This is a genomic window from Massilia eburnea (assembly GCF_009720745.1).
Classification (GTDB): domain Bacteria; phylum Pseudomonadota; class Gammaproteobacteria; order Burkholderiales; family Burkholderiaceae_D; genus Rugamonas; species Rugamonas eburnea.
In genome coordinates this window covers 325,352-346,487 of sequence record NZ_WNKX01000003.1, presented here as the reverse complement: position 1 = coordinate 346,487, position 21,136 = coordinate 325,352, and the positions used below count along the sequence as shown (strand labels likewise).

Annotated in this window: 22 protein-coding genes; 14 read left to right on the top strand and 8 right to left on the bottom strand. The window is 55.5% G+C overall.

What is annotated here, in order from left to right:
* Positions 1–8: 8 nt before the first annotated feature.
* Positions 9–296, bottom strand: a complete 288-nt coding sequence (locus GM658_RS06000; protein WP_155453085.1) for a hypothetical protein — start codon at positions 294–296, stop codon at positions 9–11.
* Positions 297–341: 45 nt separating this feature from the next.
* Here GM658_RS06000 and GM658_RS05995 point away from each other — a divergent pair, with 45 nt between their 5' ends.
* The 3 genes from GM658_RS05995 to GM658_RS05985 all read left to right on the top strand — a co-directional run bounded on the left by GM658_RS05995 (position 342) and on the right by GM658_RS05985 (position 3,528).
* Positions 342–911, top strand: a complete 570-nt coding sequence (locus GM658_RS05995) for a hypothetical protein (protein ID WP_155453084.1) — start codon at positions 342–344, stop codon at positions 909–911.
* A gap of 28 nt (positions 912–939) precedes the next feature.
* Positions 940–1,935: a S49 family peptidase gene (locus GM658_RS05990; protein ID WP_155453083.1), complete on the top strand. Its 996-nt coding sequence runs from the start codon at positions 940–942 to the stop codon at positions 1,933–1,935.
* A gap of 1,155 nt (positions 1,936–3,090) precedes the next feature.
* Complete coding sequence (locus GM658_RS05985) at positions 3,091–3,528, top strand: helix-turn-helix domain-containing protein (protein ID WP_155453082.1); 438 nt, start codon at positions 3,091–3,093, stop codon at positions 3,526–3,528.
* Between the two features lie 74 nt (positions 3,529–3,602).
* On the opposite strand, the gene GM658_RS05980 is transcribed toward GM658_RS05985, so the two are convergent.
* On the bottom strand, positions 3,603–3,941 hold the full coding sequence (locus GM658_RS05980; RefSeq protein WP_155453081.1) for a bacteriohemerythrin: 339 nt from the start codon (positions 3,939–3,941) through the stop codon (positions 3,603–3,605).
* Between the two features lie 863 nt (positions 3,942–4,804).
* Here GM658_RS05980 and GM658_RS05975 point away from each other — a divergent pair.
* The 5 genes from GM658_RS05975 (at position 4,805) to GM658_RS05955 (ending at position 7,666) form a co-directional block, all read left to right on the top strand.
* The gene (locus GM658_RS05975; protein ID WP_155453080.1) at positions 4,805–4,981 is read left to right on the top strand and encodes a hypothetical protein; all 177 of its coding nucleotides are present in this window, start codon (positions 4,805–4,807) and stop codon (positions 4,979–4,981) included.
* A 54-nt stretch (positions 4,982–5,035) separates the two neighbouring features.
* The gene (locus tag GM658_RS05970; RefSeq protein ID WP_155453079.1) at positions 5,036–5,464 is read left to right on the top strand and encodes a hypothetical protein; all 429 of its coding nucleotides are present in this window, start codon (positions 5,036–5,038) and stop codon (positions 5,462–5,464) included.
* A 379-nt stretch (positions 5,465–5,843) separates the two neighbouring features.
* Positions 5,844–6,284, top strand: coding sequence for a hypothetical protein (locus GM658_RS05965; RefSeq protein ID WP_155453078.1), 441 nt, complete (start codon positions 5,844–5,846; stop codon positions 6,282–6,284).
* 64 nt (positions 6,285–6,348) lie between these two features.
* Positions 6,349–6,732 (top strand): immunity 22 family protein, encoded by a 384-nt coding sequence (locus GM658_RS05960; RefSeq protein ID WP_155453077.1) that lies wholly within the window; start codon positions 6,349–6,351, stop codon positions 6,730–6,732.
* 151 nt (positions 6,733–6,883) lie between these two features.
* Complete coding sequence (locus tag GM658_RS05955; RefSeq protein WP_155453076.1) at positions 6,884–7,666, top strand: hypothetical protein; 783 nt, start codon at positions 6,884–6,886, stop codon at positions 7,664–7,666.
* Positions 7,667–7,951: 285 nt separating this feature from the next.
* Here the strand turns inward: GM658_RS05955 and GM658_RS05950 are convergent, their stop codons facing one another.
* Positions 7,952–8,809 (bottom strand): helix-turn-helix domain-containing protein, encoded by an 858-nt coding sequence (locus GM658_RS05950; protein WP_155453075.1) that lies wholly within the window; start codon positions 8,807–8,809, stop codon positions 7,952–7,954.
* 105 nt (positions 8,810–8,914) lie between these two features.
* On the opposite strand from GM658_RS05950, the gene GM658_RS05945 reads away from it, so the two are divergent.
* Positions 8,915–9,637: a glutathione S-transferase family protein gene (locus GM658_RS05945; protein ID WP_155453074.1), complete on the top strand. Its 723-nt coding sequence runs from the start codon at positions 8,915–8,917 to the stop codon at positions 9,635–9,637.
* A 390-nt stretch (positions 9,638–10,027) separates the two neighbouring features.
* Here GM658_RS05945 and GM658_RS05940 read toward each other — a convergent pair whose 3' ends face one another.
* The 3 genes from GM658_RS05940 to GM658_RS05935 form a co-directional block, all read right to left on the bottom strand.
* The gene (locus GM658_RS05940; protein ID WP_155453073.1) at positions 10,028–10,429 is read right to left on the bottom strand and encodes a response regulator; all 402 of its coding nucleotides are present in this window, start codon (positions 10,427–10,429) and stop codon (positions 10,028–10,030) included.
* Positions 10,430–11,124: 695 nt separating this feature from the next.
* Positions 11,125–11,700 carry a PD-(D/E)XK nuclease family protein gene (locus tag GM658_RS28825; RefSeq protein ID WP_170298692.1) on the bottom strand — a complete coding sequence of 192 codons (576 nt, stop codon included), beginning with the start codon at positions 11,698–11,700 and terminating at the stop codon, positions 11,125–11,127.
* Positions 11,701–12,277: 577 nt separating this feature from the next.
* Positions 12,278–13,351: a PRTRC system protein D gene (locus tag GM658_RS05935; protein WP_170298691.1), complete on the bottom strand. Its 1,074-nt coding sequence runs from the start codon at positions 13,349–13,351 to the stop codon at positions 12,278–12,280.
* A 1,274-nt stretch (positions 13,352–14,625) separates the two neighbouring features.
* On the opposite strand from GM658_RS05935, the gene GM658_RS05930 reads away from it, so the two are divergent.
* The 5 genes from GM658_RS05930 to GM658_RS05910 all read left to right on the top strand — a co-directional run bounded on the left by GM658_RS05930 (position 14,626) and on the right by GM658_RS05910 (position 19,208).
* Positions 14,626–15,726 carry an integrase domain-containing protein gene (locus tag GM658_RS05930; protein WP_155453071.1) on the top strand — a complete coding sequence of 367 codons (1,101 nt, stop codon included), beginning with the start codon at positions 14,626–14,628 and terminating at the stop codon, positions 15,724–15,726.
* Positions 15,727–15,810: 84 nt separating this feature from the next.
* Positions 15,811–16,029: a restriction endonuclease gene (locus GM658_RS05925; RefSeq protein WP_170298690.1), complete on the top strand. Its 219-nt coding sequence runs from the start codon at positions 15,811–15,813 to the stop codon at positions 16,027–16,029.
* Positions 16,030–16,139: 110 nt separating this feature from the next.
* Positions 16,140–16,427 (top strand): hypothetical protein, encoded by a 288-nt coding sequence (locus GM658_RS05920; RefSeq protein WP_155453069.1) that lies wholly within the window; start codon positions 16,140–16,142, stop codon positions 16,425–16,427.
* A 43-nt stretch (positions 16,428–16,470) separates the two neighbouring features.
* Positions 16,471–16,689 (top strand): GDCCVxC domain-containing (seleno)protein, encoded by a 219-nt coding sequence (locus GM658_RS29230; protein WP_155453068.1) that lies wholly within the window; start codon positions 16,471–16,473, stop codon positions 16,687–16,689.
* A 374-nt stretch (positions 16,690–17,063) separates the two neighbouring features.
* A complete protein-coding gene (locus GM658_RS05910) occupies positions 17,064–19,208 on the top strand; it encodes an acyl-CoA dehydrogenase (RefSeq protein WP_155453067.1) in 2,145 nt (714 codons plus the stop codon).
* 871 nt (positions 19,209–20,079) lie between these two features.
* Here the strand turns inward: GM658_RS05910 and GM658_RS05905 are convergent.
* Positions 20,080–20,391, bottom strand: coding sequence for a hypothetical protein (locus GM658_RS05905; RefSeq protein ID WP_155453066.1), 312 nt, complete (start codon positions 20,389–20,391; stop codon positions 20,080–20,082).
* A gap of 274 nt (positions 20,392–20,665) precedes the next feature.
* On the bottom strand, positions 20,666–20,872 hold the full coding sequence (locus tag GM658_RS05900) for a hypothetical protein (RefSeq protein WP_155453065.1): 207 nt from the start codon (positions 20,870–20,872) through the stop codon (positions 20,666–20,668).
* Between the last annotated feature and the right edge of the window lie 264 nt (positions 20,873–21,136).

Genomic DNA, 21,136 nt, shown 5'->3' with positions numbered 1-21,136 from the left:
CAGAGAATCTACCGACCGCCGCGCCAGAGCCAAGAATAAATCATGAGCTTTCCTTCTGCATCAAAGCCGTTTAGGCTCCGACGCATGTCAGATTGGGACGGCTCAAAATCTGAGTGGATGTTTTCTCTTTTCGCCAGCTTGACTATGAATAGTACCAGCATGAAGATTATTGAAACTGCGACAGCACCAAGCACGCCGGCAGCCATGATTACGGGGAACTCGCTTTTGATAGCAAGCAGCGCTGCTAGAAAAAACGCTATCGCGGCCGTGAAGACCCACAACTTGAGATATCGCATTCTCTTAGCCCTTCAACCAGTTGCATTTGAATAGTAGGAGAAATCATGAAAACGCTTTTTGCTATTCTAATCTTTCTTCTCCCTTTTATCAGCACCCAAGCGGTGTCTCTCTCTGGGCGTTCGACTGATGAAACGGTTTGTGACCTCTCGCCATCCACGTCCTACAACTTAACCAAGAATGTTCTGTTCGTTGAGGCCGGCACGCGGGACGAGGCCGAGATCTACACGCGTATTGCGTTGCGCTTTATTACGTCTAAATGCCGCGATGGACAGGTCCTCATCATGCACTCGGACTTCGGAGATTCTCTGGATGATCGGTTCTTCAGAGACGTCTCGGCTCAAGTATGCAGTGCTTCTAAGGTACAACGGGATTCGACTAGCACTACGGAAGCACCCCAGTCATTCCAGATCAAGTGCCCGATCAGTAAGCTGAGGGAGGCAGCATCGCACTTGAGCGCTATCGAGCGAGAGAAACCTACCGAAGCGAAGATTGCTGAAGGGGCGCCAATTCATCGACCCGACAGCGGAAACAATAATCAGCCAAAGAAGGACTGCAAAGGAAGTCTGAGTTTTGGCCAAGTTGTTTTGGGAATGGGTGGAAAGTGTTCCGATTGATGAGATCTGCAAGTGAAGGAGTGGAGTGATGAATACAAATGTCAATTCGACTGTGGAGGGGAATTCCGATTCAATAATCATCCAGTTGTTGGCGGAGATGCGGGAGCAACGGAGCGCGTACCGGGAAGAGCAATTGCTGGCGGCGAAGGAACGGCGGGCCGTGCATCGATGGAATCTGGCCTTGAAATCAGTTCTGATCATCGGACCGCTAGCGGGTGCCGCTATGTATTTCGCGACGGCGGCTGGCTTTTCGTTCGGCCCATTTCGCGACGTCATCGGCGTGGTGGAAATCAAAGGCGAGATCAAGGATGGTGCGTTGGCCTCGGCCGACAAGATTGTGCCGGCGATAGAAGCGGCATTCAAGAGTAGCCGGGTCAAGCAAATAGTCTTGAAAATTGACAGCCCCGGCGGAGCGCCTGTTGAAGCAGAACGAATCATCTCCGCACTTGTCACCTATAAGCAGAAATATCCGAAGCCTGTAACGGCGGTGATCGGGAATCTCGGCGCCTCTGCAGCATACATGGCGGCCATGCACGCCGATCGTATTGTGGCTGGCAGGTACAGCCTGGTCGGATCGATCGGCGCCATCCTCGCGCCATGGCAGCTGGATAAGGCGATAGGGCAGCTCAAGGTATCGCAGCGGGTCTATACCTCGGGTCGACTGAAGGCATTTCTGAATCCTTTTACGCCGCTGACAGAGGAGTCGGACGCGAAGGCTACGGAGCTCGTGAACAAGGTCGGTGGCGCGTTCGTGCGGGATCTGCAGCAGCAAAGGGGGAGCCATCTGAAGGCAGACGTGGATTACGGTACCGGCGAGGTTTGGAGCGGCATGGAGGCGAAGGCGCTCGGGCTCGTCGACGAGATCGGAACGATCGAGACGGTGGTGGGGGCTCAGACGACACTCAAGGAGTTCAACTTCGGTCCACGCGATGAAGGGTTCGCAAATCTCGGCGGCCGGTTTGTGGGAGCGATCTTTTCGGCCGTCAGCGATGCCCGGACACGGGCGGCTATTGAACTTCAATAGCGTTGCCGGCCAGTGCTTAACAGAAGTAGTCTCGATCTGCCAAAACTGACACTGGGACCGCTAAGACGTTGGGATGCGGAACATGACTATTAATGTTAAGCGAGCATCAACTGAAATCATGTCCGACTTGAAGCTCGCGCACTCACCGCTTTGCGGGCGTTGCTTCGAGAATTGTGTGATTGCTGTCCTGGGGCTATCGAAGACAGCGCGACTGCATTACGTTCTGGGATTCGTCACACCCCCAGGATACAGGACGGTACCACATGCGTGGCTTCTTGAAGTTAGCGATCAGGTACCAGCATATCTCGATCCAACACTGCAAGATGGATCACATCTGTGGCAATCCAGGAGCGGGGAGTTCATCTACGACGAACGCTTCCGTTTTACAAAAAACGAGCTACTTGCGTGGTTCCGAATAAAATACGCAGACAGAGCTTTCGACGAGATTGGTCTCCCGGAAGGGCTAATTCGTGGTCCCATTATCAACGCAGAAGGGCACCTAGAGTAACCTGGAAAAACATGGCCGTTGATCTGGGCCTTCCGAAAAGGTCCTGGCACGACTGATACAAGAGGCTTGATGCCGCACACTTCAATGCATCGAGCAGCGTTCTGCGAAGAGGGGGCGATTGCGGTTGAGGAAGGGTCCCGATATAGTGATGTCTCGTTTGCGCATCGGCGCTGCTTGATCGAATCTCAGACTGCTTCGCTAAGGATCAAAGATTCATCAAGGACCAAATCGTCATATGCAAACTGCGTCGAGGTGCAAGGTTTAGGATTCTTTGTGAAGTTGAACTGCGATAGCCCCAACAAGGCGTAATGCTTTTCCGAGTTGAATCCCTCGGTTCTATTCACTTTGGGCGCGTGGAAGCGGATCATGTAGCGGACTCCTGATAGTGAAATTCGACTACTCTGGCATTGCACATCGATGTCAACTAAGTCACCCATGCGAACGACGCTTGCCGAAGCAAAACCGTGCCGAGTCATGCAATGGAAAAGCATTGAGACCTCCCTTGCTGGAATAAAAATAGTACCATGACAAATACAACGGCTCCTAGGTTGTTCGCTACTGTCTGGTCGATGAGTGCATCTCGCCTCGCGGACCGTTTGCAATGTCTCAGCCAATGATGCCGCCTAACCAACGTTTGAAGGAGTGAAATGACGGATCTCGCCAATGCCTTGAAGACTGAAATCACCCGGCTCGCTCGCAAAGAATTGAAGGCGCAGTTGGAACCGTTAAAGAGATCGGCCGCGCAATCCAAGGCCCAGCTGGCAACGCTGCGCGATGAGGTTGGCGCGCTCAAAAGGCAGATAAAAGCGCTGGAAAAGCATTCGCGACAGCCGACTGACAGATCGGCCGACGCGCAGAAGCCATCGCGGCAGCGCTTCACCGCTAAAGGCCTCGCGACCATGCGTCGACGTTTAGGACTATCCCACGCAGAGATGGGACGACTCATTGGCGCATCTGACCAGTCCGTACGCAAGTGGGAAGATGGCGCCGCCGTTCCGCGTTTGAAATACCACCAGGCGATTTTTGCATTGCGTGGTGCCGGCAAGCGAGCGATTGCTGAGCGCCTCAGTACCGCGTCCAGCTGACAGCTGCCGCCATAACGGGACGCACAACTTAATTAAGCATTGAGGCATGAAGAAGACAGCGTTGGCTGCTTTTTTCATTTGGTCCGAGTGACCGCAATGGCCAAAGCTAGGTCCATGGTGTTTATGTGAGCCTCTACCCACTCAGGCAGCGAGCGGATAATCTCGCGCGAGCCGGTTTCATCGCCGATGGCGAGCAAGCATTGTGCTCGGTCGATTTCGGCGAGCAGGCTGTTATGAGCAGCTTGGTGGACAACAGCTGGCACGTAGTTGATGTCTCGCATTAGCCGGTTTTCCTCGGTCAAGTCTGCGGCGAGTTCGGTTGCCAGCCGCCGGCACGCGTCATCAAAGGCCGGACGGGGCAGACACTGCATGGCTTCAAGCAGGTTGAAGACAATACGGTGAGACTGGTCCATTACAGGGATGCTGAGTGCCAGGTCCGGACCAAAAATGATGGAATCCTTGGACTTCTCCGAAGATGTGGTTCACGAATTGTGCTGTACGGAAAGTCGACGGCACATGATCTAGGTCAAATTTGCTGCCCGCGACGCACGCTGGTCTGTCGTGCACGCGGCATCGTACATTGGTAAGCTGTCCAATCCTCGGGTGTGAAAAAGTGTGAATCTTCCCTGGCGGCAAGGTGTTATCCTGAGCGAAGTCGGCCGAGTACGGCCATGAGCGGTCGGTTTCATTGAGCCCTTAGTTTTCAAGGCAGGAGTTGGATCGAAGTGATAAGAGCATTGCTGTTCACGTTACTTTTGAGCCTCGCAGGTGTGGCGAGATCGGCGATTGACTTGCCGGTCGAGGCACGTGAAAGCCATTTGAAGTTCCGGAATGGTGGCGAACTCATCGTGAAGAGCGATGGGGAGAATATCGTTTCACTGAAATTGTCATACGATGGCGTAACCCGAAGCCTGTCGGGAATGGTTCTCCAAGGTATCGGGCAACCTGACTTGACGACTGTCAGACTGAAATTGGTCGCGGGAGGGTGCAAATCGGGAACAGGTCATTGCTTCAATTACTCGTTGCCGCTAGTTGAGCTATCTGTTGGCCAAATTCCTGAAGATAGCGAGTGTCCTAACGATTGCTTGGTTCACTTTCTCTTCGAAGATGGCGCAGTAATTCGCAGGACATTTTCGGGGAGAGGTGGCGCGATGGCTTACCATCCGCCGAAAACGTTCCCTATCACTTCAGACTAGACAGCACGCGGCCAGATGCAGACACTAAGGCTTTGCGCGCACTTTGGCCAAATGATCTCTCGTGGAATGCGAACTGAAATATGAATGACGACAAAGATAAGACCGAAGTTTTCGAAATGGCGAGTGGCGACATCAGCGTCTGGGTTGAAGGCGGAATTCACCTGAAGGTCAACACGACTGGTAAAGACCCTGTTGAGCTCGGAGAGCGGGAAGCGCTGGAACTCGGGCAGCTCCTCATTCGCCTAGCGCGTGAATAGCTCGATACGCCACGAACGGACGCTGGGTGTTAGTTCAATCGTTGAATAAATTTAATGCTAATCTCTTTCTCTTATAAGGTAGTCGCCGTCGCACTGATGGCCACCTTTACCTCAGTGAGCCAAGCCCAAGAGGTCGGTAGCCTGTGGCAATTGCATGTTCAGGACTTGAAGCGTGTAACAAAGGTCGAGGCCACCATCCGATTTGCCAATGATGCTGATGCTGAGTCCTGTATGGCTGGGAAATGGAGCAAAATCGTTGTCGAGGCGACCGCCGTTAAGGATGAAAAATTCTTCCCTTTAGCCGAGCCATTGGCCTATAAGGTCAATCAGGGCGAAGTCACGCTTGGCCGAACGCAGGTATGTGATGGATATTTGTTCTTGTCAGGTAAATCAGATGCTTCCGACATTCAGGGCGCATTTAACGCTGTAAGTATTATGGGAATTCAAAGGCTTGGCTACTTCTCGTTGAAGCGAGTTCGGTAACGACCAGCAGCGGCCGGCCACGCACCGCGAACGAAAAATAACGATGTGCTATTAGTTATGGGGCCTTTGATCAATGACGTTCTCTGACGACAAAATAGCAGACCTTGCGTATTCGGAGCTACTAATTACGTGCCAGGTAAATGGCTGTTTGAGTGTATTTCAACGAAGCCTGGACGAGCCTGCCGTGGAACCTGTAGAGGATTGGGCCGCGATGATGGCGAAGTTGGCTCGAGAGGCTAGATGGACTGTTAATGCCTGTGGTCAGGTCGCATGCCCTATTCACGGTCAGCCTTCCTGATTAAATGACTTGCAGCGCTAACGGCCAAAAGCCGTCACAGCACGATAGGCAGCCGGATCCATTCAAATTAATTATTAGCCGATGCGTGACTTAATAGAAAAAAAGCTGTTGGTGATAGTCGATGAGCCGGTTTGGGCCGTCGGACGTGCCGCAGCTATGCTTTGGATACAAATCGGCGAGCGGCGCATCGTACCCGCGTGGGGCGGTGGTACCAAGGAAGTAGGCAAATACGCACTTCATATCGATTGTTCGTGGTACTGGAAGGATGGTGCGACAATAATTGCCGACCAGGACTCTGCCTTGAACCAATTGGATAATAGACTGAAATTTTCCATTTCATGTCAAAGTATTACCGCCACAGACGATGGTTCGATAGAGATCACGTTCAGCGATCAGAGTACGTTGAACGTCAAAGTGGAGATGCCTGATGAAAGTGAGGAGAACGAAGAAATGTGGCGCTTCTTCCACCCAGCAACAGACCAGCCTCATTTTGTAGTTGGGTCCCAAGGCATAATAGCGTAGAGCTTGCTTTTAGTCTGCCATCGCCACAAGCGGACCAATCAACTCAGAAAGTCAAATTATTAACATGCATGAAAGCCAAACCTCTCATTTTTATCTTGTCCGCGTAACTGAAAATTCTGAGTTCTCTAAATTTCTTGCGGAACACTACAGCGAGGATGACGATGAGCCAATTTCCGAGTTTTACGGGTCCCAAGGGGAGAAATTTTGCGACCATGATTTTATGGAAACTGGTTTGCGGAAACCAAATACTTCGTTGCAAGAGTTTCTTGCACCGCATTCTTACGCTGACGAATGGTCGGAGGCATTAATCCAAGAGGCTCACACCAGGGGGCTCGAAGACGCTAATGCCCTGATATTTATAGATAAGAGGGAGATTGATTCGCCTAGGTCAGTTAAGCGAAAGGGGGTCGAACTTTTCTATGTCGGGACTTTTGAGTATCCCATCTAAATTTTGAAACCGTCGCTGTGGATTTTTGGCAGAAAATTGAGGTCTGTTTCACTACAATTTCGTTTGCAGCAAGACCGAGGCCTGCAGGCGGCCAAGGGCGGACGTCATCAATTTAAATGTTCCCACCCTTAGAGAATTTTCGTCGAAGCAAATGAAAGTTAGAAATTTGGAAGTTTCCGATACTGGGAACGAGTTGATCTGCAACGGTCTGTTGATTACAGAGATTGAAGCATTTGAGCAGCTTGTTAATCTAGTTGATGAGTACGCTGAGAAATTCCCGAAGAGCTCGATACTCGTGTCCCTCGATGACCTTGGGCAAGCTCAATATACGTCCATGCACTCGACAATGTTCCATAATTTGGATGATGTTGAGGGCCACGATCTATCGAATGTTTCCACGAGCGCATTTGAGAATGGTGAGCATGTCGGCTTTTTGTCCACCACTTCTGAATTCTTCATTCGAGAGGACAATTTCAAAAGTAAGTCTGCTGATGCGACGTTTGACGATGCGTGCGCACGAGGACTAGATCTGGAAGACGATGAGCTTGAATTTTTAGAGCGCGTTCATTCGAGTCCCAGAGAGTTATTGGATAAACGCGTAGTGTTGTGGATTGTTCCCATCAAAACATCTGCAACAGCATTGGCCGCCTGCCCAAATGGGTATTTCAGTTCAGATCTTAGTCCGTTCGAAAACCATGCGTTGGCAGAGCATCTGAACGCAAAATATGGCTACCAACTATTTGGGATCGGTGCATCATGCATCGGATTTCGGCGCCACAGCCCGCTAAGTCCGGGGCATGCAGAATCGCTCGTGCGCGACATTGCACGGCTTTACGATTGCGAGAAAAATGAAAGTAAGATCGAGCGAATTCAGGGTCTTGTCGAGAGACATAAATTTCTTTTCTTAAAATATGTCGAAAGTTTGAACCTTTAGCTTTGGCGTAGTTGATCTTCCCTCTGCCAGCCAGTCGCCTCTGGGACGATTTCGATAATAATCGCGAAGGTCCGAAATGGGGCGGAAACCGCCTGTCGTCGGAGGTCGTGTCACACCTAAGGCGGGCATTAGACTTATTCAAATTCATAGCTTGCAATCGGCTTTCCAATAGCTTCGGAGCTCGATGTGAGTACATATCTACCGGTCCTGATCTGGGCGACTTCAAGACGCATGCAAAGGCCACATGCAAGTGTAGACTGCATTTTATTTTGCATTCCAGAGTTGTCAGGTCCAGATCCGGTAGACCCAGTAACTCTCATGCTGTAGCCGTTCGCGCAGCAACGCACTGGGGCTGATGCCTGAGAGACCACGGGCCTCCCTGCTCAGATGCGCCTGGTCAGAATAGCCGCCGCGATGTGCCACCTCCCCGAGCGACAGCCTACCCGCCTGGGCATCATCACGCGCCTGCACAAACGCCTGTTCTGCACGCTGCATGCGGCGCAGCGAGCGCATTGGCTGGCCGGCCCATTCGCGCACACGCCGTTCAGCCATGCGCGCACTGCGCCCGAACCCAACTGCGGCCGCCTGTACGGTCAGTCGCCGTACCCAGTCGCCGAGCAGGCCGTCGGTAAGGCCGCCTGCCTTGCGGACGCTGCGCCAGCGCAGGTCCATGAAATCTTCCACGACGGCGACACGCGCTTGATCGTCCGGTGCTGCGTGTACGGCTTGCGCCATCGCCTGCCATTCAGGCCCGAGCGCTTCTGGCAGCGCCAGCATATTGTCAGTTAGCGCGCCCATATCCAGACCAGTTAGCCGATAGAACGCGTCAGGGAAAAACATCACCATGAAAAAATGCGTCGGTCCCGAGTTGCGGGTGGCCATCGGCTGTGGCCGCGGGCCAGTGACCAGGGCCATGCCTGCCTCCAGCAAGCCGCGTCCTTCAGGCGGAGGTGGATCGATCATCAGGCTGTCGCCTGCCAGTTGAAAGTAAATGCTGCAGAACGGCGTTGCCGGATAACGGTTGACACGCTGCTCCGATTCAAGCAGCGGACAGTCCAGCGTACTACGGACCATGTGCGCTCGTATGCATGATGCCAGCGAAAGGCGCGGTGCGATCAATTTTGCAATTGGTTCATTTGCCATATTGGCAATTATAGCTTATGTCGCAAAAATTCAAGACGCTGCCTCGACGCCAACGCACACTGACGCCACCCGTTGAAACGACCGACCCAAACTTTGGAGCACACAGTGGAACCTATTCAAGTTGTTGGAATGCGCCCGGCATGGGGCTTACCGAGCAGCAGTCCGTTTTGCCTGAAACTGGAAACTTGGCTGCGTATGGAAAAGATTCCGTACACACCGATCGCTCTCTCCAAACCACCGCGTTCCGACACCGGCAAAGTGCCCTACCTACTCCGAGCGGATGGCAGCACGGTGGCGGACAGCAATTTCATCATCAGCACCATGGCCAATGAGTTAAACATTGATCTCGCCCATGGTGCGACAGCGGAAGAGCGTGCGCGGACGCACCTGATCCTTCGTACACTGGAGGAAAGTCTCTATTTCGTCGCAGTGTGGGAACGCTGGCAGCAAGCGGAATACTGGCCGACAACGCGGGAGGCGATATTTGGATATTTACCCCCAATCCTGCGGCAATTGTTGGCAAAGACTATTCGTCGAAAGATGCTGGCGAGCCTTCAAGGACAAGGCATTGCCAGGCACGATCCTGTGCGCATCGCCGCCATCGGGCAGGCGGACTTGGCGGCCCTGTCGACGCTATTGGGAGAGCGTCCCTATTTTCACGGGGATAGGCCAGGCGTGGCAGATGCGTCCGCTTACGGAACACTGGCCAACTTACTGGGCTTCCCTCACGCAACGCCGTTGAAACGGGCGGTTGAGGGACACGCAAACCTGGTCGATTTTTGCGGACGTATGAACAAGGCTTACTGGAGTGAGGTGCACGGCGATTAGATTGAAGAAAATGTTTGCATGCTCAATTGTCCGCAATCTGCACAATGGATTTCTTGGAGCGGCTTCCGTGTCCGAGGTTCATTGCTCTGCACGATCGCCGCTTCGACCACGCTCTGTTCCGCCAAGCATCCGGCCGCGTTTGCGCGCGCCGCATGCTCCAGCCGATTCAGTCGTTCGCCACCGTCGTCGATGGCCGCTTCTGCTTGCGCAATCTCCCCGCTGCACCCGGCCAGCGCCGCGATATCTTCGGCATGCCGCCGCTAGCGGGCCAGCCTCACCAAAGACTTGGATCGTCACCTTGCCTCGCCGCGCAACTAGTTGATATTGGATCGGCTCTTTCAATATACGAGGTCGAGTGTCAACTACTGCACATTACCAGAACGAGCCGGATCAGGTGCCTTGGCTTTCGTCCGAATCAGAGCTTGGACTCTGCCCAGTGAACCGCGCTACTTTCTCGAGGAGCTGGGCGAAATCAACAGGCTTTGCTATGTATTCATCAAAGCCTTCCGCGATGATGCGTTCCTTGTCGCCTGACATCGCCATGGCCGTCACCGCAATCAACGGAACGGTGCGCGTATTTGGGTGCGCGCGGAGCATCTTTGCGGCTTCGATTCCGCCGACGTCTGGCATGGTAACGTCCATCAATATCAGGTCCAACGGCTGCTGGCGGGCGATCTCGATGCCGGGGAGTGCGCGTTCGGCAAGGAACAACTCATGGCCTTCATTTGCAAGCAGGAATGTGAGCAGCTCCATGTTTATCGGCGAATCTTCAATAATTAAAATCCGGGCCATGTGACCACCTTGAGGAGGGGAGTAATCAGCGCTTGTTGCCGGAACTTCGTGAGTCTGACGATTCGGCATACCAGAATGGTCCGCGCCAAAGTCGCCTCGTACCCGAGAGGTCAATCCTGTAACACAATACCACGCAAGTGGAAGGGCGCCCGTGCACGATATGCCGATTGAAGTTGAACCGGTCGTGTCATCTGAAAAATGTCCGTGCGGGGCCGATCACATGACGTTCGCTCCAGCTAACAAAGAAGGCGTCAATCGCGCATTCTGCAGGACTGCCCCTGCAAAACTTATGCATTTGTCGACCGATATTCATCGAGTTCAAGGCAGCGTCGAGCATTGACAAATCGTTCAATACAGTTGCGAAACTGCATCACCCATCTACCGCTTCTCGCCATATGTGTGGAAATGTGTGAGAATTTGTCGACGTTGCCCAATGTCCTGCAGCGCTTTTTCTGCTAGTCGGCCCCGCCCCGCCGGCCCACGAAAGAAATCATGATGCAGGTTTCCATTATTCCCACTGACATCGCGGCCCAGGCCACCATTGTCAACCGTTTCGCCGGCTCCGTGCGAGCATGGACGTTCCTTGTTCATCAAGGATATGATTATCGCCAAGTCTTCGAGTTCTTAGCCGATATGGATGGCCCGGAACGCGTTAAATCAGCTTCAAGTGGGACAGGGCAGAGAAGCTCCCAAGGTTAGCTTGGACGGGATGGCATTTCGTGTGCCGTTCTCTGCCCGGGGGAACTGTCGGAGGCGCATTCCTTCCGGTATTCACACCGATGGCAACGCCCAGAGCCCGCGGCGTCGCAAGGTAGCAGGGCGCCTGCCAATAGAAGCTCGCGTCGGTTGGCAATGCCGAGGACTTCTGCTTCGGAGAGCAAGACTACTTTGTGGCAGATGCGGCGGCCCGTTATGGGATGCTGCAAAAGTACAAATCCAAAGTCGTGAATCCGATCTCGCGTTCCGTATTGGACCGCCAGGCGTTGCGCCGACAGCTCAATGATGTCCGATGCATAGACTTCATCCCTGTAGCGCGTTTTAAGTTCTACTAACGCCATTGCGGCTCCATCATGGTAGATCCTGTCCACGCGAACCGTCAATTTGAGCGGGTGGCTAATTGCGAACGTCTTTTCTGAATAGACGAGTTGGCTTCCTACAAGGTCGTCTGGGAGCCATCGAAAAAAGTCTTCCCGTCGCCGAAGTCGTCGAATTGCGTGCGCAAGCACGGTGAAGACAGCCAGGAAAACGACGAACGGTGCAATCAGATTCATCTATTTCGACCTGGAGTGACACCACGCAAGTAGTGCGCGCATGCTCGCGAGAAGCGCCCGAATAGGAGCGGCTGGAGTCGAGCTATGGGTGTGCACGTACTGGTGAAAGTCGGAAATGACAACGCGATTGATTCTGCGTGCCTCCATTTGGAACAGGTCGTGCTCTAAAATGCCACGCGCTTGTACGCCCCGCCGACGAGGCGACGTTCTCGGTCCGTAGAGATAGGCGAGGACTACTTTTCTTTCGCAGTACGCCATGTCGGAAAGTTGCGTTGCCGTCAGCGCCTCCGCTACGCTGGGGACTGGTTTGGGCCGGGGGAACATGGATGCCCCTTACGAATCGATTGAAGGGCCAAACAGTTCGAGTGTAGCCTTCGACAATTCTGCATTGCCTCTGTCGTCGTGCGCCGTAAATCGCTCCGCTGGCGCGACGTGCGGGGCCCATTGCGCAAGGAGCCCGGCGAAAGCAAGCGTTCGCAGTCGATTGACACGACGCGGCCCCTTGGGGAATCGGGCAAGGTCAGTGTAGAGTGGGGGATTGTCTGCCTGGACCAGTTCAAGCGTAATGCGTAGCGTGTCATTCATTGACCGGCCCTCCTGGTTGGGCTGCGATGATTGCTGCGGCCGACGTGAGCTGCCCCTTCGTTCCCGGCAGAGACTTGGCCAGTTCTATTCCCGCGTACTGGAACCCCTTGACGTTGGCGTAGATCGAATCTTTCAGTTCTTGGATGGCATGGTTGGGAAATGCCGCCTTCAGCGCAGGCTTGTAGAAGAACGCCCCACCGCCGACAAGGATGATGTTCTTGATATCCCCCGCATCGCCGACGTAGTGCAACATTTCAGCGATCGCCTGCTCGGGAACTTTCTTTGCCAGTGCAAGATGTTGGGTGAGGTTGTAGTCCTTCTGGAACACGATCAACTTCTTCCCAGTGCGCAGCGCGGTATCGACCAGCTCGTATTCGCGATAGTGTGCGCCGGTGTTGCGGCTGATGCCATCGACGATGGCGTGCAGCACGTCATGCATGCCACGAGGCACCGAGTGGCTTCGCTTGTCGATCTGCTGCATGCCCTGGGTAACGATCCAGTCGAAGGTCCGGCGGCCGGGGTCGACGATGAGGCTGCGCTCCTTCCGCAACTGCGTCACGCGGTTTTGCATGAGCCCGTAATACATCAGGGCACCGGCCGGTTGTGCAATCGCTTTGACGCGCTTGACCCGTATCCGGCGTCCCTTGGCCAGTTCATGGTCGCCGGTAAGCCTGCGTTCGAGTGCGGCGACGTGGCGCTTCAGCTTGAAGGTGGCGACTGGCAGGCCGACGATCAACAGGTCGATCGCGTCGAGCTGCATATAATGAAGCGCACCAAGAACGAGGGCCAGATACTCAGGTGTCTCGGCGTAACGGTCGTGCTGGAGGACGTTGGCATTGAATATGTCGGTGGCGAGATGCACGTCTGGACCGACTTCGTAGACCAGGCCGTCAACAGGGATGCTCACGGTTTTTCGGCCAGGCCCCCAGCCCTCATGTTCGTACGCGGCCTCCGCAGGATGTGCCTGCGAAGGAAACATGGCGCATTGCGGCTCGCCGTTCCGGATATCGGTGATGAACTTGGTATTGCCACGCCCGACGTCGATTGCCCTGACTATCAGTTCCATGCACCCCTCCATTGGTTCAATGCTGACGATAGCCGTACTTGTCCGCGCGGTACACACGAAAACGGAGGAGAATCACGGGGCTTTTGTTGGAGGTTTGGCTGGAACCGATGCTGGCTTCAACACGGATGCGATCCAGGAACGAATTCCGAGTGCGGATTTGGCCGCTGGCCATTTCATTTGAAGTGCAATTGCAACGTGGGCCGGGCGCTCCGGGCCGTGCTGCCAACGACCTCGGCGGTTGGCCTGCGTGCAAACGCTGGTGCCTACAATCAGAGGTATCCTACTTTCGCGCGTTTCATAGGGGCGAACTTCGCATACGCGCAGTTACACATTTATTTGGGCCCAAATCTACAATTTATCGCGCCGAAATCCAGCCTTGACATCGGCAAAATCCTTTCCTAAGCTGTGTTCACTGTCCGGACCCGCTTCCGTGAACATCGCGTTCAGAATGCGGCGGTGGCGTCGATCGCGCCCGTTGCAGTCGTGACCTGCCTGTCTACATGTCTTTTCGACTTGGCCGAATCGTCGGCCTGCTTGCCATCAGCTCCGATCCTTTAAGGGGAGGACGATGGCGCCATGCTTCTCTTCCGATCTTCTCAACGACGTATTTCCACATGCGCGCGAATCTTTACCTATACGGTTCGCGCACCCTGACGCATCGTGCGTCGTGATTTGCCTTGGGCTCGACCTCGGGCGCTGGAACCGCGATGCGGTTCGGTCTCTCATCTCAATCCTTCCGTCGTCCGGTCACCGCTTGCGGTGCTTTGTCGGTACTGGGGCCACAGAAGCCCCGGCCAGCGAGGTACGGGCGACAACACGCAGCGGCCTGGTGGCAGGGCTGGAGGACAACCGTGGGGAGGAGGTTACTCGTCAGGGCCAAGGTGGATTGGCCTGACACCCATGTCTTTGCTGCGCTCGCGCGGCGGAGCTCGCTCAAGTAGCGGGGAATGGCGGTGCGGAGGAAACTCGCTCGCCGATCACATAAGCATTTTTAAGAAGCCGCGCCTTCGGGCAAACCCTTGTCCACCAAAACCTCCAGTGATTGGGAAGCCTGGAAGGGGATTCACTTTCCTGCGGGTGGAAGCAGTGGCCAGCTTCTAGCGCGCGACATCGTGGCCTACATCGGTGAGTGCAGGCAGTGGCGTTGCCGTTGGAAGTATGAGGGATGGATTAGGCGTGATCAGGACGCCGGTGGGCGCCTGCGTCCCACGTTATTGCGGCGACCGGGCGACCAGCGAGGGCCGGCCGTAAGTGGAAAAAGGGAGAAACGAGGTATGGCCAACAACAGCAATTGGAAGGCAGAACTAAGCGCGATCATTCAAGAGCACAATGATGCTCACGCGGAACGCGAGAAGGATATTTCGTTTAACACGCGGCAGGCGCGCCGTCAGGGTCTATTCCGGATCTTCACGCTTCTGCGGACCATGGGTTTTCATACGGCGCCCCGGAACCTTAGCGCCAGGCACATTGAAACGCTGATGGCGTATTGGACCGCCCGACCAGTAACTGGTCCCGAGGCAGCGGCATTCAGTACCCGCCCGGATTGGCCAAAAATCCCATACAGTGCAGCCTACATCCAGCAGCAGATGAGTTTCCTCCGCGTATTTGCCGGCTGGATCAAGAAGGACGGGCTAGTGAGGGCGGCGGAAAGCTATGTTGATGACCCAAACCTTGTCAGGCGCAGCTATTGCGCAATCATTGACAAAGGCTGGGAGCGCCACGGAGTCGATGTGATGCAGAAGATCGCGCAGGTGCGCGCCATTGATCGACACGTCGCTGCGCAGTTGCAAATGATGATTTCCTTCGGATTACGGCGAAAGGAGGCGGTCATGTTCAGCCCCGTTGAGGCAGAAGTGCCGGCCCATGCGTTGCCGGCGGGCCATCCACCAGGGGAACGTTACATCAGCTTCTTGAGGATCAAGCGCGGAACGAAGGGCGGTCGGCTGCGTTTCGCTGCGGTACGCAGTGACGATCAGCGCGGGGCGTTGGATGAAGCAATTCAGCTCGCACACGGCCCGCGCGGGCACATCGGTCGACCTGGTCTGACATTGAAGCAGTCGCTCGATCTATTCTCGAACGTGGTGCGCCAAGTCGGGCTGACAAAGAAAGAGCTAGGTGTGACGCCGCACGGGTTGCGCCATCAGTTCGCCGGCGACCTGTATTTCGATATCGCCAAGGTGAAGGCGCCGGTGCAGGACGGCGAACCACTGGTTGATGCGGCATCGATGAAAGATGCCTATCGTCAGGTGGCGCGTCAGCTCGGGCATAACCGGCCTCAGATCAGCAATGCCTATTTAGGTTCGCCAGTTGTTATGCGCAGTAGGGCTGCACAGCGCCCGCCAGCTATTGATGCCGATGTTCCTGACTCAACATAATTTCTCTGGCCAAGCGCTATGTCGACCAAGACGTGGACACATACAGCGAGCGTAGCCAGTCGAGCAATGTCTTGTTCTGTTGCCATGACGGCACTTGAAGATGCTGGGCTGTTGGTACTTCGCAACCGGAGCTACTCTGGTGATGGAGGTGTCGATGGCGTGGTTTGGAACCCGAGAATTGGCTGGTTGGCGGTGCAGGTAAAACGCTATTCCACCCATATTTGTCGGGGGCATCTGCTTGATTTTGGCGATGCGATTCAGCGCAAGAATTTCAACGGCGGCCTGTTCGTGCACACCGGCTGAAGCGGCGCGGGTACCTATGAATTTCTGCGTGTTAGTGGAATAATTCTTCTCAGTGGTGATCGTTTGATCACGCTGTTGTCGAAGCGGAAATTAATGCATTGGAGGATGCGATGACGATCTCGTCGATGCATGATGGGCAGAGCGGTCGTAGTGGCGGTACCGCATATACCGTGGTCTGCAAGAGCGGTCAGCGCGGTACCGAGTATAGCGATCCTGACCAGGCAGCACAGGCCTTCTTTCGTGCGCAGGAGCAGGATCGGCCATTCGTGTTACGTCATCGAGGCAATGCGACCCTTGTGATTGCTTCGGCAAGAGCCGGTGCCAAGCAGATTGCAGCGAATTGGGCTGGCGACGATCAATTCCGGTCCGCCTACGAATCGTTACTGCGTCGGGAGTGAGCACATTGGGTACGAGCCCTATCAACGCCTGGTGGAAAGCGTGATGAGCGAAATCATATTGGACTCTGTATTGACGTGCCCGGCCTGCGGTCACATGAAATGGGAGACAATGCCCGAGGATGCCTGCCAATGGCACTATGAATGCGAGAGCTGTCACACCATGTTGCGGCCGAAGGCGGGCGATTGTTGCGTCTTTTGTTCTTACGGGACGGTGGCGTGCCCACCCATGCAGGAAGCGCCTGGTTTCTGCTGCGGAACGTGAATGTGGCGGAACTGGGACATTCCAGCATTTCATGCGAACTAAACGATGCGCACTGGTGCTAGATTTCGCGAAATCTATACGCGCAAACGGATGACGTTGGCCTTGTTGCGCCTCTCTACCGAACCCAAGATCGAAAAGAAGCTTAAAGCCGCCTGGTGGGCCATGGCGTGGGCGGCCATGAGTCACGGGCGGGATCGTCATGCGTGCCAGGCGAAATCGCCACTGCGTGGTCGCGTGAAGCATTAAGTTTTTTTGTGTGTGTCGGCCGTTGCTCCGGTACCGTTGCTTGCCGCTAACAACTTGGCGTGGATTGGTTCGGAGCGTACGATGACCGCGCCGGCGCTCGTTTCGTGACGCGCTGCGAGGGAGATAGCATGTTATCGACTCTGCTCGGACGGCTGGCGTTGCCGTCATTCAGCAAGGCCTTACCCAAAATCGGCGACACAGAGCGCGCCGCGTTGGAATCCGGTACGGTTGGGTTTGAAGGCTGTTTCTTCGAGGGCAGAGTCGATTTCTCACGACTTGCCGCCATTCCAGTCCAGCGCCCGAATGCCCAGGAGCAGGCGTTTCTCGATCGGCGCGTGCCGGAACTGTGCCGCATGCTGGACGACTATGCGATCGACGAAGCGCACGACCTGCCGCAGGAAGTGTGGCAATACCTGCGCGAACATGGTTTCTTCGGCATGATCATCCCGCGCGCCTTTGGTGGACTGGAATTCGCGCACGCGACGCACGCCGAAGTGGTGACGCGGATCGCCAGTGTCAACATCGCCGCGGCAGTGACGGTGATGGTCCCGAATTCGCTCGGTCCGGCCGAACTGCTCCTGCGCTACGGTACCGATGCGCAGAAAGATCATTATCTGCCGCGTCTGGCGCGTGGCGTGGAACTGCCGTGCTTTGCCTTGACCTCGCCGTATGCCGGTTCGGATGCTGCCGCCATGCCCGATGTCGGCGTGCTGACGGAACGCCTTTGGAACGGCGTCATGACCAAGGGATTCGCCCTGACATTTTCAAAGCGCTATATTACGTTGGCGCCGGTGGCGTCGGTCGTCGGCATTTCCTTCAACGCGATCGACCCGGCCCGTCCCGCCGGAGAGCAAGAGCTGGGCATCACCTGCGCACTGATTCCGGTGCCGCATCCCGGCTTGGAGATTGGTGCACGCCACAAGCCAATGCGCAGCGCCTTCATGAACGGCCCGGTGCAGGCCGAAAACATGTTCATTCCACTCGATTGGATCATCGGCGGCGAGGCGAACGTTGGCATCGGCTGGCGCATGTTAATGGAATGCCTCGCAGCGGGACGATCGATTTCCTTGCCCGCGTTGGGCGTGGCGTTGCAGCAAACGAGTCTCTATGTCGCCAACGGCTACGCGGGGCTACGCAACCAGTTTGGCCTGCCCATTCGGCGCTTCCACAACGTGGCAGAGCCGCTCGCACTGATGGCTGCCGATTTATATGCCACAGATGCCGCGCGGCGCATGACTGCCTGCATTCTCGACCAAGGTGAGCGTCCCAGTGTTGCCGGCGCGATTCTCAAGTACCACGTGACGGAAGCTGGGCGCACCGCCATCAACTGCGGCATGGATATCCTGGGTGGAAAAGCGATCTGCGCCGGTCCTTCCAACCTGCTGTCGAACGCCTACCGGCATACGCCGATCGCCATCACGGTTGAGGGGGCCAACATCCTGACCCGCGCGCTGATCATTTTCGGTCAGGGTGCGGTACGTTGCCATCCGTTCGTGCTGAAGGAAATCGATGCCGTCGCACAAGGCGATCCGGCTGCATTAGGTCAGGCCTTGCTCGGCCACGGTCGGCATCTCGTACTCAACTTCTGGCGCAGCCTGGTTCATGCGCCGTTGGTGGGGGAGGTGCCAGCAGGCTTCGAGCGCGAAGCGCGCAAGATTGCGCGGCTCGCCGCCAAGTTTGCCTTCACCAGTGACATCTGCATGGGCGTACTCGGCGGCCGCCTGAAACGGCTGGAGTTGCTGTCGTCACGACTGGGTGATGTCCTGTCGCATCTGTATATGGCCAGCGCCTGTATATGGCGCTATGCCTGGCAATCCGATGCGCGTATCGAACCGGTGGCGCGTGGTGCGGTGCGCAGGCAGATTTGGCTCGCCAGCCAGGCGTTGCGCGAGCTCTTCGATAATTTGCCTAACCCGTTATTGCGCGTCGCCGGACTGATCGCACTGCGTGGGCTCAGTCCAATTCGCCGATTGCACGACATGGAAACGTTGGCGATCGCAGATACGCTGCGTGATCCGCAAGTGGTCCGTTTGCTTTGTCCGGATGTGGAAATGCCAAAGAGCGGCGGATTGTGCGATCTGCATGATGCGCTGCGGCTGGCGAGCGAACTGGGGGAGGAGGAAGCGCTGCGCCTTGGCAGCGCCATTCGGCAGCACAAACCCTTCGAAGAGATCGCGGCGGCCTCGGCGTCGCCACGTGCCTTGGATTTTTTGCGGGCGCTTGACAAGGTGATTCAGGTTGACAGTTTTGGATCCGATGGCGCGGACAGCTGAACAGCAGCACCGACGATCCGTCCATATCGCGCTTGCGGCCACATTCTTTGCTAACGCAGGGTGGAAGCGATGTGCGCCAACGGATGCCGGACGATCCTGGCGCAGCCCAGTCTAATGACGAACTTCTCTCCTGTGCAGTCGGCGGTCCGGAAGGACATTGACGCCTCGTACGTCCTTTCGGATCTGATCCCGACCCCGCGCAAATACGGCGGACAGCAACGCTTCGTCCAGGCCATAGAAGAGTGCGTACCGCATTCCTGCATCGCTTCCGAATGCCGCTCGGGTTAGGAGCGCAATGGAGATCTTTTCGGCGGTGGCGTAATCAAGTCTGCGGGTCATGCCTTAGCGTACGCGCCGATTGATGTGCGCTTAGTGAAGTACCGCACGGATAGGGTGAGTTTTCTTGTGTAATTTGCGCGGGCACTTGGCAACCGTGACGTGTGAGGCAATCTATCCGCATGCGAACTCTCGCCTATCTGATAGCGAGGCGTTGTGCTGTGTAGCGCCGGCTCATTGGCAAGCAATCTGGTGATACAAGGTGCTTCTCTGCAGCAAGGCCCCTACGCTGAGGCTTGTCACCCCATCCGTCAAGGCTTCTCGGGCGATGAGACGAACGAGACTTGGGAGAACAAAATGTGTGATGGTCTGCGAAACCGAATGCGCGACGAACTCTGTCAGGGTTGAACAGCGCAATATCAGCCATGGGCCGCAGCCCATCGGTCTTGCGTTCGTTGCTTTAGCTCGGCCTGATGCTCCGGTACGCGTATGGTGCGCTGTTTCGGCCGCGTCCGAGAGACTGGGTGCCGGAACACGCATTAATCGCCATGCTCGCATCATGATTCGGTGAGTGCAATATCAGTGTAGAAGCGCTCTAGAACGGCGTCATCAGGAGCCCAAGAGAAGTGCCGACAACCACCGTACCTGTTGCCCCCGCGCCGCCCGAAACGTATTCGCTGGCGAACGGGTCCTGGAACTCATTGCCATGCCGTTGTCGAATTGCCGCGACGTAGACCTGAGGCTCTTCAAAGCCGCCAGCAGCAGCCTCCACCAGCACCAGCTCGTTGTCGTCAAATGTGCTCAGAATCCTTTTTAATTCGCCTATGGTCATTTCGCGCCCCTGTCCAAGAATGGAGAGGATACCTGATGTCACGAGATCCCATTGCGGCGCATCAACATCCTTCAATCCGAAGCGGCCCTCTTTCTCGGATCAAGCGTGGGACCGCACCACCGTGGCGCCGTCACAGGGCTCAATCTTCAGGGGGCTTGGAATCGGCGCGTTTCCTCACCAGCCGAAGGCCGGTTGGCTGGCGGGCGAACAAACTGGTTTGGCGATGAGCCAGTTGTCTGGTGTGCGACCGGTGTGGACATCGATGGAACGTGGTTTTAACGACTTCGCTATTGCTCACAACATTGAGCCGTGCCCACATAGCATCCGTGGTGCGACGAATCGGCACAACTCATTGCTTGAAGCACTCGATGGTTTTGTAGGCAGCCAGCATCTTCTCATGGGCGATGGCAACCCTTTCAAAGAGATCGCTGGCGACCAGGCCGTAGAACTCTATCTTGGCGCACTGAGCCAGCTCGTGTACTACCGCGTGTTCTTCGGCAAGCGCCGCTTCGAACTCGGTATATGCACGTAGTCCTTCGGAACGATAAATCGGCATACTATCTCCACCGAAAGTCATGTAGTTCTAGGGGCGACGCGGCCCGCCCAGGTAGGAAAGTACACGGTCAACGACATGCTGCGGTGCGCACCGAGAAAGCAGGTAGCGGTGGGCCTCCGCGCGACCAATAATGGTACGTAAAGTAACACCATAATGTACGAGCTCAGTCATCCATATGTCACGACGGCGTGTTCCCGCAGGTGCGTTATTCATTGAACACTTCCTCCCTACTAAGAGTATTGCACATTGAAGGGCCATTACTAT